Origin of the sequence: Paraburkholderia mimosarum LMG 23256 = NBRC 106338, assembly GCF_000739815.1 — a bacterium.
GTDB lineage: Bacteria > Pseudomonadota > Gammaproteobacteria > Burkholderiales > Burkholderiaceae > Paraburkholderia > Paraburkholderia mimosarum.
Window position 1 is genome coordinate 1 of sequence record NZ_BBJJ01000114.1, and the last position, 13,103, is coordinate 13,103.

Here is a 13,103-nt window from a genome sequence, read left to right on the forward strand (position 1 = left end):
TTATGCTGAACTCAGCATAACCGCTCGAATTACCTGTTCGCTGGCGCGGACTCGGGCGGTGAGCGCGCCGCTGCAATTTACAGCCTGATCGGGACAGCGAAACTCAATGGCGTCGATCCTGAAGCCTATCTGCGCCACGTGCTCGGGTGCATCGCGGATCACCCGATCAACCAGATCGACGCGCTTCTCCCGTGGAATCTGGATCAGTCCTCGTACTCAATCGGCGTATCGCCGCAGTCCAGCACGATGGAGTGAATGCGGATCTCGCACCACTCCCGGAACATCTTGATGGTCCGGTTGCGCGGCCACAGTGCCGGATCGGTGTACCAGTCCGCAAGCATCTGCTCGAAGAGAGCCTTCCAGCTACGCTGAATCCAGCGCTTGCCAGGCTGGTCCTGGTCGTCGGATTCGTTCGTCGGGATCAGGAAGGCCGATGGCTCCTCCTGTGCATCGGCGAGCGTGACGGTGGGGTTCGCCGGAACAGGGTCCGCTGCGTTGATCCACGCGACGAACGGCGCCTTCGGCACAATGATGGCAACAACCCGGTTAGAAACGAAAAGCGGTTCAAGCGGCATGCGGTCGGTCCTCGTGGCAGAAGACCGAATGCTAAAGCAAGGCGGCCGTCATGACACGCTTACGCTGAACACGACGATGCGCGCGTCGTTGGGGCATCGTGACCGGATCGGTGCCGGAGATGTACTGGTTCCCCGGACTCATCGGGTCGCCCATGATCGAGACGTCGAGGGCCGCTGCTGTGGAAGGCGGGCCTCGACGCGCCGAGGGCGGAACCGGAGAGAGCGACTGCGCTGGCGAGCGCAACCACGAGCGGCGCGGGGGGCCTGGATCGTCATAGCATTTTCTGGAGAGTGAAGAACAGATCCCGAATGGGTTGGTTCCCTCGGCTTCGTCCGAGCTGGTCGGTAAGATCCGGTAGCGCAGCGTGAGCGCATAGCGTTGCACGACGGGTTTCTCCGAGGCGAACTGCGTGGTGGAGGTGGAGAATTCAACGACGACCGTCGAGTCGTCGAGCACGGAAACCCTGCTGACCGTCACCTCGCGCACGAGCTTCGGGTTGGTGGGGATCGACTCGAACGGCGCGTCCTGGTGCAGCCAGTCCCCCCGAGCTGGTTCCCTTGTCATCTGAGTCCTGGCGGCACTGATGTTGCGCGCGAGGCGCGAGCCCTCGATCGCAAAAGCGATTGCCGCGTCGGCGCCGTCGTGACCGTCAGACGCCTGGAAAAGATCGATCTACCGGCGTTCACTACAATGGGCGCCCCATCATGAAAAACGGCCAGCAGGTCCTCTGGGACAAGTGGCTCTCGTCGGGCAGCGACAGTCGTACTGGCTGTGGTCGTATGGAAACACTCTTTTTTGCCTTGAGAGTTCAGCTCGATGACCCGACCAAATCACCTGGGAAATTCCAGTCGACTGAACGCGATGTGTCCACAGAACACATGGTCACCTCGGAGTTCGTCGATTTCCCGGCCCGACCGTGCGCCGTTGCCCGGCTTTCGCTCAGGCGCCAATATCGACGCATACCTGCCGGGCCGATTCGTGCGGCGGTACTGTCTCCGCGGCGACCTGTGGGGAGGGCCAATACGAAGTCGCGTGCGTCACGATCCGACCGGGGAGGTGGTTAATGACAATCTACGGTCAAGTGCAGCATCGAGACTGATTCGTATTGGCGAGCAACCATTGTTCGTCTGATCCACAGGCTGGCCGGCACCTGCTGCCGGCAGAGGATTCGGCGTGACACCGGTTCTTTCGATAGCGGTCCGTGTAGCTCGATGGAGGCGGTATTGGCCGAGGAATGCGCACGAGGCTATGCAGAACACTGCCTGTACGTTTAGTTCTGGCTAATTGCGATTCCGACGCAGATGCGGCATTCCAGGTCCAGATTCAGGCCAGCGATACGGTGATCGAGGTCTGCCCGAATGCTCGGTTGTCAAAGCGCTCGCCGGGCGCGGCGTGGACGTGCCGACATCGTGCAGTCTGCGGCACATGACCCGAATGCCTGAGACCAGCTTGATTATCCTCGGGACAGCTATGTTCCCGATGCGGAGAAGGCCGCCGTCGAGTACTTCGTGCCGTTTTGCTGGCGTGGTCGATCGGCGCTTCTCGTGCTCGACCTTTTGAACTCACCTGTGGCGTGCCGTTGCTGCACGCCATCCAACGTTGCGCAATGTGTTTGCCCGGCGCGCCGAGACCCGCCCATGTTTCAGCATCATCCGCAGTGGCCGTGCAGATGGTTTCCATGTTGCGGCCAAATCCAAATAACGTTATATACAGTAACTATTATGGTATAAAACCATAGACGATGCTCAACCCGAACGATGGAGACAATGGCAATGAAACTGCACGGGAAAACCTTGGTCATCACCGGCGTGTCGTCCGGTATCGGCGCGGAGACAGCCAGGCTTGCAAGGTACTACGGTGCGCCTCTGATTGGTAGTCGATCGACATCCCGTTAACTTGACCCTTGATGCGTTTCACCAGGTCGATCTCGCTGATCCAGCATCCATCGATGCGCTCGCAGTACGACTCCCCGCGCGTATCGACGCGCTGGCCAACGTCGCCGGCGTTCCAGGCACCGCATCTGTGGATGCCGTTGCGCGCGTCAACTACCTCGGCTTACGCCATCTCAGCGAAGCATTGCTGCCGCGCATCGCGCCTGGCGGCGGCGTGATCAACGTCGCATCGATCCTGGGCGCCGATTGGCCGCAGCGGCTGGGCCTGCATCGCGAACTGGCCGATACCGCTGGTTTCGACAGCGGCGTGCAATGGCTCGAAGTGCATCCCGTGCCCCAGGCTACCTGCTATCAGTACTTCAAGGAAGCATTAATTGTCTGGACTGCGAAGCGTTCGAAGGACTGGTTCGCGCAGCACTCCGTGCGCGTCAACAGCGTGGCGCCTGAACCCGTTTTCACGCCCATCCTTGGCGATTTCGTCACGATGCTCGGACCCGAGCGTGTCGAAGCGGATGCCGCGAAGATGAAGCGCCCCGCGTATGCCGACGAAGTGGCTGAGGCCATTGTATTTCTTGCCTCTGATTCCGCGCGCTGGATCAACGGCGTCAATCTGCCCGTCGATGGCGGGCTGGCTGCCACGGCAATCTGAACACGTTCTACTCCCAACCCGTTACTGAAGGAGATATCCGTGATGAGCAATTCGCCAGGCCTTTCGTTTGCCAATGCGGACACGTGGCGCGGCAAGATTTTCAACGGCGAATGGGTCGCGGCGTCCGGCGTGCTGGACGTCATTGAGCCGGCTTCGGGTCAGCCGCTACACCAGGTCGGCAAGGCCACACGAGAGGACGTCGCGATCGCCGTGCGCGAGGCGCGCGCCGCACAGCGGCTCTGGGCTGCCACGCCGCCGCGCGAGCGCGCCGCGGTCTTTCATCGTGCGGCTGCGCTGCTGGAGCAGCACGCATCGGCTGCCGCAGCGCTGATCGCACGGGAAACTGGCGGCATCCTGCCCAAGGGCGAGCACGAAGTACGAGAATCGATCGTGCTGTTACAGCGCGCGGCGGCGATGCCGCTTGAAGCCAACGGCCGCGTCCTGCCAAGTGTGCCCGGTCGGCTCAGCATCGCTCGCCAGTTGCCGCTGGGCGTGATCGGCGTGATCTCGCCGTTCAATTTCCCGCTAGTGCTGTCGCTGCGCTCGGTCGCACCGGCGCTCGCAGTCGGCAATGCTGTCGTTCTTAAGCCGGATCCGCGTACGCCATACGCGGGTGGCTTCGTGATTGCGGAAGTACTGGCCGCTGCGGGCTTGCCGAAGGGGTTGCTGCACGTCCTGCCCGGCGGTGCGGATGTCGGGCAGGCGCTGGTCGAGGCGCCTGGCGTGCCGATGCTCGCGTTCACCGGCTCGACGGCCGCCGGCCGCAAGATTGGCGAACTGGCGGGCGGTCATCTTAAGAAGGTCTCGCTGGAACTGGGGGGCAAGAATTCGCTGATCGTCCTCGAAGGTGCGGATCTCGACAAAGCCGTTTCGGCGATCGCATTCGGCGCCTGGTTTCATCAGGGGCAGATCTGCATGGCAACGGGCCGCGTGCTGGCCCACCGCAGCGTCGCGGAAGCATTGACGCGGCGTCTCGCCGACAAGGCGCGTCATCTGCCGGTGGGGGACCCGGCTCTTGCGCAGGTGGCGCTCGGGCCGATCATCGACCAGCGACAACTGCAAAACGTGGTGGACATTGTCGGCGCGTCGGTTGCGGCTGGCGCGGTGATCGAGGCCGGCGGCACGCATGAAGGGCTGTTCTATGCACCGACGGTGTTGTCCAACGTGAAACCGGGTATGCGAGCGTTCGACGAAGAAGCGTTCGGCCCTGTCGCCAGTGTGATTTCATTCGATACTGACGAGGAAGCGGTTGAGCTGGCCAACCGCACTGAATACGGCCTGTCTGCGGGCGTGATTTCCGCATCGGTCGGTCGCGCGATGGCGCTCGGTGAGCGGCTGCATACGGGTCTACTGCACATCAATGACCAGACGGTCGCCGATGAGGTCATCAACCCGTTCGGCGGAATAGGCTCGTCGGGCAACGGCACCAGCGTGGGCGGTCCAGCAGACTGGGAGCAGTATACACACTGGCAGTGGGTAACGATCAAGGAGGCAGTTCCGCTGCATCCGTTTTAGGCGACAGTTGGGGTCCAGAATTGATCAGGAGACCGAATAATATTTCATTATCAATCAGGACATGCGCAATGAGCAGCCAGGCAGAGGAACAGACCGTTGATTTCAGCATCAAGGGTGGGGTGGCATGGGTGAAATTCAACCGGCCGGAAAAGCGCAATGCGATGAGTCCCGCACTGAACCGCCGCATGATGCAGGTGCTCGACGAGCTTGAGTTTCATCCGAACGTGGGCGTGCTCGTGCTGACTGATGAAGGCTCCGCATGGACTGCCGGTATGGATCTCCAGGAGTACTTCCGCGACACGGAGGCCCACGGCCTCGGCGGAACGCGCAAGGCGCAGTGCGAGAGCTACGGCTGGTGGCGGCGCTTGCGCTGGTATAAGAAGCCCACCATAGCGATGATCAACGGCTGGTGTTCCGGCGGTGGGTATGGCCCCCTCTTCGCGTGTGACCTGGCATTCTGCGCCGAAGAAGCGCGTTTTGGCCTGTCGGAAATCAACTGGGGCATTCTGCCGGGCGGCGGCGCATCGAAGGTTGCTGCGGAACTGCTGTCGTTCCGCCGCGCGATGTATCACGCGATGCTCGGAGAGAACATCGACGGCCGCAAGGCTGCGGAATGGGGGCTCGTTAACGAGGCGGTGCCCGCCGCGCAACTGCGTGAGCGTGTGGTCGAAGTGGCGCAGGCGCTGCTCAAGAAGAATCCGGTTGCCCTTAACGCGACCAAGGATGCAATCCGGCGCGTGCGCGAGATGACCTATGACAATGGCGAGGATTTCCTCGTGCGAGCGCAGGAAGCCGCCAACAGCCACGACGACGGGCGCAAGGAGGGGCTCAAGCAGTTCCTGGACGACAAGACCTACAAGCCCGGTCTTGGCACCTGCGATCGCGCCAGCGCGCCTGAGCGCGGAGCCCGTCGACATGAACATGACCCAATCCGTGGAGCGTCTGCTGCGGCCGGCGTCGATCGCCATCGTCGGCGCTTCGCCGACGCCGGGCGCGCTCGGGGCATCGGTCCTGGCCAATCTCGAACGCAATGGCAGCCCCGGCTGGGCGCCCAACTATCAGGCGGCGAAGATTTTCGATAGGAGCGATTTCAGCTGTTGCCGCTCGGCAGCGGAAAGCTTGTGGACGGCCACTTCATCCGCTTTCTGGGCGGCCTTTAGTGCTTGAGTATGCAGGCGGGCACCTTGAGCGGTGAGCGAGACGTGCTGAATGCGTTTGTCGTCGGCACTGCGTTGCCGCATCAGCAATCCGCCCGATTCGAGCCGGTCCAGCAATGTGGCCAGGTTGGGCGGCGCAATGGCCAGCGCATCGGCAAGAGACTTCTGGTTGATGCCCGGATTGTGGCGCAACGTCGACAGGACTGCGAAGTCGGCTTGGCGCAACTCGAGTTTCTCCATCTGTGCATCGAAAGTCGACTGCACGACGAGATAAGTGCGGCGGATGTTGTATCCGAGAAGACCGAGCAATTCAGACTGATCAACCTGATCCGGAAAATCGCTGGCTAAGTTGTTCCGAACGGTTTTTGTCGGCATGGCAAAGGGCTAATTTCTGTGGAGAAGTCCGCGGGTACGCGAAATTATATCACCTCAACATACGTACCCAGCCCCTTGATGAGGCGGTCCCAGCCTGTTGTAGACACGCACGGCATCCGTCCACGCGTGGCTTGATCTTGTATGACCGCTGTCTCCGGCTCGTGGCTGCCATTTCAGTGTTATCCCTTAATGCTCAATTGTTGCGTTTTTCAATAAACAACTTATCGTATATAACGAATACCATGTATGAGTAATATAGAAGAACTTGACAGGAGGCAATCAGTGGGTGATTCGTTACCGAACGATCCGACGAACCGTAAAATATATGATTCGATATGCGAAATAAAACGCCTTGCCTGAGCTCGGTTTCTGGCTGGTCGGGCTTGACCGCTGGATGATCGCTCCGTGACGTTGTTCCCTCACATGATGCGCGAACTCAATCTGGATTTTCAGCAACCGGGTAGCCTGATCGGCGTCCTGAGCGTTGGCTGGAGTATGGGCGCTGTTGTCGAGCCAGGATTGCAGTTGAGTATGTTCTCGCTGCTTGGCCTTGGGTTCGCGCCGATCCTCGTTACCATGCCGCGCATGGTGCCGTCGTGGCACTGGCTGTTCATGAATGCCGCGGTGCCGGGTCTCATCATCGCGCTGCTGATTTTGCGCACGCAGCGGGGCAAGGGCATGAGCGAGTCGCAGAGTCGTCGATGCGATGCGAAACATGGACCAGAGCAAGCAAGAAACGGAGATTGTCAATGAAATTGAAAACTTTCTGTTTTGCCACGAGCCTGCTGTTTGCGTGCCACGCCAACGCTCAAGGCAGCGTCACACTAACTGGCATGCTCGATGGCGGCGTGTCCTACGTCAGCAATGAAGGTGGTAGCCACGTAGTCAAGTTCGACGACGGTATTCCCGTGCCGAACCTGCTGAGATTCCTCGGCGAGGAGGACCTCGGAGGCGGCACGCGCGCGGTCTTCGATCTCACGAGCCAGTTCGAACTAGGCATGGGTACCTTTATGCCCGGCGGCAGCCTGTTTACCCGCAACGCGTTCGTCGGGCTGGACGACGATCACTTCGGACGGCTCACTTTGGGCAACCAGTACGATTTTATGGTCGATTCATTGTTCAGTGGCCTGAACGATGGCGCGATATATGCCCAGGGTATCTACGATTTCCGTAATGGACCGTTTGCGAAACTCGCGTTGCCGAACAATCCTACCGGCGCGTTCGACTGGGATGGTATGGCGGGATCCCGACCCATCCATAACTCGGTCAAGTATGCGAGCCCGATATTCGGCGGCTTCTTCGCCGGCGTAATGTACGGCTTCGGCGGCGTTGCTGGATCATTCGGCTCGAACAGCGGGGTGAGCGTGGGCCTGAACTATGTCCACGGCGCTTTTGGGGCGAATGCTGCCTATACGAAGGTGAAGATAGATGTCTCAGGGGCGCAGGTCAGCGTGCGCAACTGGGGCGCTGGTGCGCATTATACCTTCGGCCCGTTGACTGCCAACGCGCTCTACACGGCAGTGCGTAACGAAATGAACGGCGCGTCTGTCTGGCAGACGGAGCTGGGTGGAATGTGGTTGATCGCGCCCGAGTGGGTGTTGAGCGGCGCGTATTTGTACATGAAGGGCAATCAGGTCGTCGACAACAACCATGCGCATCAGCTCACCACCATGCTGACGTACTTCTTTTCGAAGCGAACCAGCGTGTACGTGGCTGGCGTCTACCAGCGCGCGAACCAAGGGGCTAACGCACGGATCAACGACGTGAGCGTCGCGTCGAGCGGCCCGTCGCAGTTCATCGGTCGGCTCGGCATGCAGACGCGGTTCTAGACGACTTTCGGATGTATATGCACTTGTTGCAGTCGCCCTCAGGTAGCGCCATTCGATCTTCTTTCTCTCGCGCTTGACGTGCGGGAATTGCTGGCTGCGATCGCCGCGAGCTGCGGCTTCCCCTCAAGTCGCGGCCCCGCGAGAAGGCGCGAGGCATGCCGCCTGATCGGCGCGAGGTAGCCCGAGAACCGCTTATCTGATCGCGAGTCGCCTACGCGCTCGCCAAAGGGGAGGAACTAACCCTCCTCCGCAGGGATCGTTTGCACCTTGGCGTCGATGTTATTGAGTCGGACCTGAATAATACGTTTTGCGCGGCGCGGCCATCATGCCGTGAAGACGGCAGTGGGCGAGCGGTTGCGCAAAGCGATCAGAATGAGGGTGTAAAAGAGCCGCAGCTTTCTGAGGATCATGCGCAGGTTGATGGCCGGCGCCGCACAGCACCGCGTGCATCGCATCGCCGAGAGCGCCTTTGAGCCAGTTCCGATCGGGTTTGCCGTCGGCCTTCATATGACCGAAGGTCGGCTCGATCACGCTTCGTCGTCGGATCATCGCGCGCAGGTTCCGTGTAATTCCGCGTCGCAATCCCGGGTGATAGATCTTCACGCCATCTACGGCGACACCCTTGTGGCCTCGATCAACAACGGCCACTTCCGGCTTCACGTCGCTTACGATTGCCGCACTGCTCCAGTGCCTTGGCCAGCGTATGGCCGTCATTACGGATTGCCCGGCATCGAGCGCGCTCCGATCACGAGCCTTCTTTGTGGGTCTTCGTGATCGACACCTTGATGCCCAATTCGTACGGCGTGCGCGCTTTGCCGTCGGGTAAGTGCGCGCCGTTACCGGCGCGCACTCCCCAAAGAACCGTGCATGCGAGTTTCCCAGCACACGGCTCAAGCCGCCCGTCAGCCAATGATTGGACCGGGCAGTTCACAACGTTGTCAGCAGCCATTTGCGCAGAGTTGGAAGTAAGGCGTCCATGCTGGGTCGAACGGGTTGGCGTCGCTGCGAACCTTCGTGTGACGCTTAATGGTCACCGTGGTTATCGCGAAACAAGATTGCCCGCACCATCTGGGCCGTGCTTGCCCCATCTGTCGAGAGTGTGACCGCTTCCCACTCCCGGATCTCGTCCTCAAGCGCCGACAACCTGCCACGCACTAGGCCGAGTGCATCGCCGGCGAGTAAAAGATGGTTGGGTGGGTTGTCTGCCGCGATCGCCGCAAGCATCGCGCGCGCTGCTTTCCGAGGATCTCCCAATTGCTTGCCGCTTTTGTCCGCCCGAGCTTTGCGCAACGGGTCAAAGACCTCGTCATAATCTGGGATGCACCGGGGTGTTCGTTTCATTGAGCGGCCTGCCCAGTCGGTCCGAAAAGAGCCAGGTTCCACGGCTGTCACGGCGATACCAAGATGCTCGACCTCTTTGGAGAGGGCATCGGAAATGCCTTCGAGCGCGAACTTGCTTCCGCAGTAATACACGATTCCGGGCATTGTTATGAAGCCGCCCATCGACGTAACGTTCAGGATGTGTCCCCGTCGACGGGGACGCATAAAGGGCAAAACCGCCTTCATCATCGCGACTGCGCCGAAAACATTCACATCGAATTGTCGACGCATCTCCGACAAAGGGGATTCTTCCATGATGTCTTCGTGCCCGTAGCCGGCGTTGTTGACCAACACATCGATGGGACCCACGCTTGTCTCGATTTCCTCCACGATGCCTTCGATGGCGTCAAAATCAGTGACGCCAAGGATCCTTCCCGAAGCACCGCCCGCGGAGCGGGACTCGAAGTCGCGTCTCGCCTGTGTACTTCTCACCGTACCGACAACCCTATGACCGACGGCGAGCGCCTCTTCTGCGAGCGCTCGGCCGAACCCGCTACTGACGCCAGTGATAAGCAGAGTTTTGCTCGATTGCATTGACGCAGCCTCCATCATGTTGAATGAAGCTGCATGCTAATCTTGTAGAAAAGCCACTTAAAGGCTGATTTCTCTAATTTTCCTGCACAAAACTATGAGCATAAGACTGCCTGCACGGAGCGGCCTGGACGCTACCGTCAAGGCCGCGACCGGATCGTTGCCCTTTTGCGCCGGTTGGCACACGACGAGGGCTACAGCCTTACGGCACTACTGAACGTGCGCATCCTGCGTTCGAACCGGGCGTTGCCGCGCACGCCGGTTCTATATGACCCGGGCATCGTGATCGTGTGTCAGGGCCGCAAGCGAGGTTACTTCGGTGATCGTCTCTATCTCTACGACGAGCATCACTATCTTGCTGTGTCCGTGCCGGCGCCGTTTACCATGGGGACCGATGCGACGCCCGAGCGCCCGCTCCTTGCCTTATACCTGCAACTCGATTTCACGATGGCCGCCGAGCTTGCGGCGCAGATCGATCGCAAAGGCGCCACGGAACAAATTCAAGCGGCTCGGAGCATGATGTCGACGTCCGATGGACGACGCGATGCAGTCGTCTGTGTTGCTTAGTCGGAGCGCCGCACCGGCCGCTTGAGGCCGCTGTATTGGGTCAGGGCCTGCTGCGTGAAATTTACTTCCCTGTTCTGACGGGAGCACGGGGACGCTCGACGAGGGAGGCCCTTGCGATGCGCGGGCAGTTCGGCCGAATCGCCCGATCCCTGCGCCTGATTCACGCCGGCTGTGCGCAGTCACTCCACGTTACGCAACTCGCTGAGGAAGCGGGCATGAGCATCCCGAGCTTCCACAGTCACTTCAAGGCAATCACGCATGTATCGCCCATGCAGTACGTCAAGTCGACGCGCCTGCATCGGGCGCGTCTGTTGATGGTCCGCCAGGGCATGAGCGCGGACGCCGCCAGTCACGCCGTGGGCTACAGGAGTCCTTCCCAGTTCAGCCGGGTGTTCAGGCGCCTCTTCGGTATGACGCCAGCGGCGGAGACGAGGCGCATGCGTGAAAATTTCGCCGTGCCGGCGTTTGCCGATGTGGCATACGTATCATCGCACTGAACCTCGTACGTTTCTTCCGTTCGGGAAAATATCGACGCTCACAGAAACCTGGCACCTAACTGCTTTGGTGGAAGGACTGATATGACTTTTCCGTGTCACGGATCGGTTCTCGGTTTTTGATGCATCTGATTTTTCTGAGGGCGACGTAGCACGTAGCAGTACGTCTCGACGGTGGGTCGGCCTTGCGGCAACGCTGCACACGAGTGGGCGTTTTGCGCCTAGCGCTTCCCAGAGCCACTAGCACGTCCTCTTCCGCCTCACGACTGCACAACCGTGCCTCCTCATCACTGCTTCCGGCTTCCGGGCCCATGCACTCCCTCCTGAGTGCGCATCTTGCAGCAGTACTGCGCTGCGCATGGCGGCCAATTCCGTGAAGTCTTCAGCTTTTAAGTCCTCCGCGATTTCCTCCATCGGGCGTATTCGGCGCCTGCCGACACACGCACAGGCATGCACATTCGTGCGGCAGATGGCAGGCATCGAATAACCGACTACAGCCCGATCTGCGTGGCAGGCGTCGCCCGTACGTCTGCTACGCCGCTCCGAGATCGTTTCTCTGCAACGCGCGCGATCACTTCGCGGAAAGAGTGATAGCCTTCGGCGGCAGTATCGTGGCCGGTCCGGATCAAGGTCCGCTGGCTTCAGAGGCCGATCGTTCTCGCGATTTCTCATAGCTTGTGCATTTCTGCCGTGATCGATGATGCGGTGGTTATGGGTGAGTTCGCCAATGCCGACGATGCGGAACTTGCGTGGTAGTGCACGGGGAAGGCTGGTCAGCCGCACTCGACCCAACAATGGGAAGTGAGATTCAGAAGACGTAGCCGTCTGTCGTCTTTTCACGTCGCGAAAACACGATCATTTGCGGACCGTCCTCGTCGCGCCGATGACGTCAAAGGTCCGCGCAGCGCCTTTTCGAATTCCGGTGACCTTTAAGTGCAAACGGGGTTGATCCTCATGGATCAGATTCGCGCTGTGGGCAAGGAATGGAGACTAGGCGGCACGGCGGAAATCATGGTCTAAGTTTAGGGATCGCATCACCTTACTTCAGGAGGAGGTCGAATCTATGAAGGGACAGTAACCGCGTGCGCGGTGAACCCGGCAACGCTCTCTTGCACTATCTAGGCTGATGAGCCATCAACTTGCTGAGAATCTCCGGCATGAATGCCTGACGGTCGACGAAAACCTTGCCGCAGCGACTTCGGATTGCGTCCGGCTATCTCCGCTCCAGAGTCAAGATCCGTCGCTGTCGCCCCCGGCTCGGAGCCGGGATGGGACTCGCGACAGCGCGAATAAGCGAAAGTAAGCTACGAGAGAAGGGCAAGGTCATTTGTGTCGCGATGGCACTGCTGGGCAGTGTAGTCGGTAATCGAGCAAGCGGCGGGTTTTCGCAAGGGTGCTGCCGTTGGTGCTTTAGCGTGGCACGTGGCTGGGCAACATCCGATTGCCGGCGCGATTCTGGATTGCGCTGTTGGACATCACGTGGCGAAAGAGCAGAAGCGAAGGCCGTGGACGACGGTGCCGCGATGCAAACGCATTGAGAAATAAAGCATTCGTGCAAAAATCGCTGACTCCCGCGCTTCTCCTATGGAAACACACAGTTTCTGAATTTGGCCCCAGGAAGCTTGCCCTCTGCCTGATCGATCCAGCGTCGCAATAGGTTGCCGCTTGAACGCAAGCCCCGGCAAGTCTCTGCCTGCAAGAAACGCTGAATGTGTCAATCGGTCAGCAATTACCGCCGTGCCCGGTACGCCATTCGAACTTCTACGGGGGATTACGAACCAAGCGGTATTCACCCGACGCAGTCAAGATCGGGGTGCTCTGAACGTGGCCATGATGTTTCGGCGAGTGATAATGCGGAAGCTGCAAATCTTGCGCTGAGTTGAAGTGCGCACAGCGAGCTTGCGACGCTGCTTTATTGATGCTTGTCAATGCATAGCATCATAGACCGTCCTCGCCCGAAGAATACCTCGGTATGATGACTCGGAATCGCTCTCGTAGGAAAGTTTAGCATATAGAGAGAATCGTCGGGCGCATTCTCAATGCGACCTCGCTACTCGTAATGTCGCTCAGAGCGTTATGCGAGCGTTATGCGAGTCGTACCGAGGCTCATTATTTGCGAAGGTGTTTTGTAACTGTTC

The 13,103-nt window shown here is 59.7% G+C and carries 7 protein-coding genes and 6 pseudogenes; 8 read left to right on the top strand and 5 right to left on the bottom strand.

Translation table 11 applies throughout. The annotated features are described in order from the left end of the window. Positions 1 to 21: 21 nt before the first annotated feature. Positions 22 to 255, top strand: a pseudogene (locus BMI01S_RS39885) (transposase domain-containing protein); the annotation flags it as partial. On the opposite strand, the gene BMI01S_RS33980 reads toward BMI01S_RS39885, so the two are convergent. Together BMI01S_RS33980 and BMI01S_RS43465 are read right to left on the bottom strand one after the other, a co-directional pair. Continuing rightward, positions 204 to 575 carry a hypothetical protein gene (locus BMI01S_RS33980; RefSeq protein ID WP_028214989.1) on the bottom strand — a complete coding sequence of 124 codons (372 nt, stop codon included), beginning with the start codon at positions 573 to 575 and terminating at the stop codon, positions 204 to 206. The pseudogene BMI01S_RS39885 and the gene BMI01S_RS33980 overlap by 52 nt on opposite strands. A 31-nt stretch (positions 576 to 606) precedes the next feature. After that, the gene (locus BMI01S_RS43465) at positions 607 to 1,140 is read right to left on the bottom strand and encodes a VirB8/TrbF family protein (RefSeq protein ID WP_028232658.1); all 534 of its coding nucleotides are present in this window, start codon (positions 1,138 to 1,140) and stop codon (positions 607 to 609) included. A gap of 1,208 nt (positions 1,141 to 2,348) precedes the next feature. Between BMI01S_RS43465 and BMI01S_RS33990 the strand changes: the two are divergent. From BMI01S_RS33990 to BMI01S_RS34000, 3 genes and pseudogenes are all read left to right on the top strand, one after another. Further along, positions 2,349 to 3,117: pseudogene (locus tag BMI01S_RS33990) on the top strand (coniferyl-alcohol dehydrogenase). Positions 3,118 to 3,159: 42 nt separating this feature from the next. Then, complete coding sequence (locus BMI01S_RS33995) at positions 3,160 to 4,632, top strand: benzaldehyde dehydrogenase (protein ID WP_028232659.1); 1,473 nt, start codon at positions 3,160 to 3,162, stop codon at positions 4,630 to 4,632. A gap of 68 nt (positions 4,633 to 4,700) precedes the next feature. Continuing rightward, a pseudogene (locus BMI01S_RS34000) lies at positions 4,701 to 5,513 on the top strand (p-hydroxycinnamoyl CoA hydratase/lyase); the annotation flags it as partial. 177 nt (positions 5,514 to 5,690) lie between these two features. Here BMI01S_RS34000 and BMI01S_RS34005 read toward each other — a convergent pair. Further along, positions 5,691 to 6,164 carry a MarR family winged helix-turn-helix transcriptional regulator gene (locus tag BMI01S_RS34005; protein ID WP_028214982.1) on the bottom strand — a complete coding sequence of 158 codons (474 nt, stop codon included), beginning with the start codon at positions 6,162 to 6,164 and terminating at the stop codon, positions 5,691 to 5,693. A 423-nt stretch (positions 6,165 to 6,587) separates the two neighbouring features. Between BMI01S_RS34005 and BMI01S_RS34010 the strand changes: the two genes are divergently transcribed. Together BMI01S_RS34010 and BMI01S_RS34015 are read left to right on the top strand one after the other, a co-directional pair. After that, positions 6,588 to 6,917, top strand: coding sequence for a hypothetical protein (locus tag BMI01S_RS34010; protein ID WP_028214981.1), 330 nt, complete (start codon positions 6,588 to 6,590; stop codon positions 6,915 to 6,917). Then, positions 6,914 to 7,993 (top strand): porin, encoded by a 1,080-nt coding sequence (locus BMI01S_RS34015; protein WP_028232660.1) that lies wholly within the window; start codon positions 6,914 to 6,916, stop codon positions 7,991 to 7,993. The genes BMI01S_RS34010 and BMI01S_RS34015 overlap by 4 nt, the downstream gene beginning before the upstream one ends. A gap of 323 nt (positions 7,994 to 8,316) precedes the next feature. Here BMI01S_RS34015 and BMI01S_RS34020 read toward each other — a convergent pair. Together BMI01S_RS34020 and BMI01S_RS34025 are read right to left on the bottom strand one after the other, a co-directional pair. Beyond that, positions 8,317 to 8,819, bottom strand: a pseudogene (locus BMI01S_RS34020) (IS5/IS1182 family transposase); the annotation flags it as partial. A 197-nt stretch (positions 8,820 to 9,016) separates the two neighbouring features. Continuing rightward, complete coding sequence (locus BMI01S_RS34025) at positions 9,017 to 9,907, bottom strand: oxidoreductase (RefSeq protein ID WP_042292290.1); 891 nt, start codon at positions 9,905 to 9,907, stop codon at positions 9,017 to 9,019. Between the two features lie 153 nt (positions 9,908 to 10,060). Here BMI01S_RS34025 and BMI01S_RS34030 point away from each other — a divergent pair. Both BMI01S_RS34030 and BMI01S_RS43470 read left to right on the top strand, forming a co-directional pair. Beyond that, positions 10,061 to 10,968 (top strand): annotated as a pseudogene (locus tag BMI01S_RS34030) (AraC family transcriptional regulator). 746 nt (positions 10,969 to 11,714) lie between these two features. After that, positions 11,715 to 11,985 (top strand): annotated as a pseudogene (locus BMI01S_RS43470) (type II toxin-antitoxin system PemK/MazF family toxin). The last annotated feature ends 1,118 nt before the right edge of the window (positions 11,986 to 13,103 follow it).

Coding starts and splice junctions, on each gene's coding strand:
- BMI01S_RS33980 (WP_028214989.1), bottom strand. CDS start 575: ATGCCGCTTGAACCGCTTTTCGTTTCTAACCGGGTTGTTGCCATCATT.
- BMI01S_RS43465 (WP_028232658.1), bottom strand. CDS start 1,140: ATGACAAGGGAACCAGCTCGGGGGGACTGGCTGCACCAGGACGCGCCG.
- BMI01S_RS33995 (WP_028232659.1), top strand. CDS start 3,160: ATGAGCAATTCGCCAGGCCTTTCGTTTGCCAATGCGGACACGTGGCGC.
- BMI01S_RS34005 (WP_028214982.1), bottom strand. CDS start 6,164: ATGCCGACAAAAACCGTTCGGAACAACTTAGCCAGCGATTTTCCGGAT.
- BMI01S_RS34010 (WP_028214981.1), top strand. CDS start 6,588: ATGATGCGCGAACTCAATCTGGATTTTCAGCAACCGGGTAGCCTGATC.
- BMI01S_RS34015 (WP_028232660.1), top strand. CDS start 6,914: ATGAAATTGAAAACTTTCTGTTTTGCCACGAGCCTGCTGTTTGCGTGC.
- BMI01S_RS34025 (WP_042292290.1), bottom strand. CDS start 9,907: ATGCAATCGAGCAAAACTCTGCTTATCACTGGCGTCAGTAGCGGGTTC.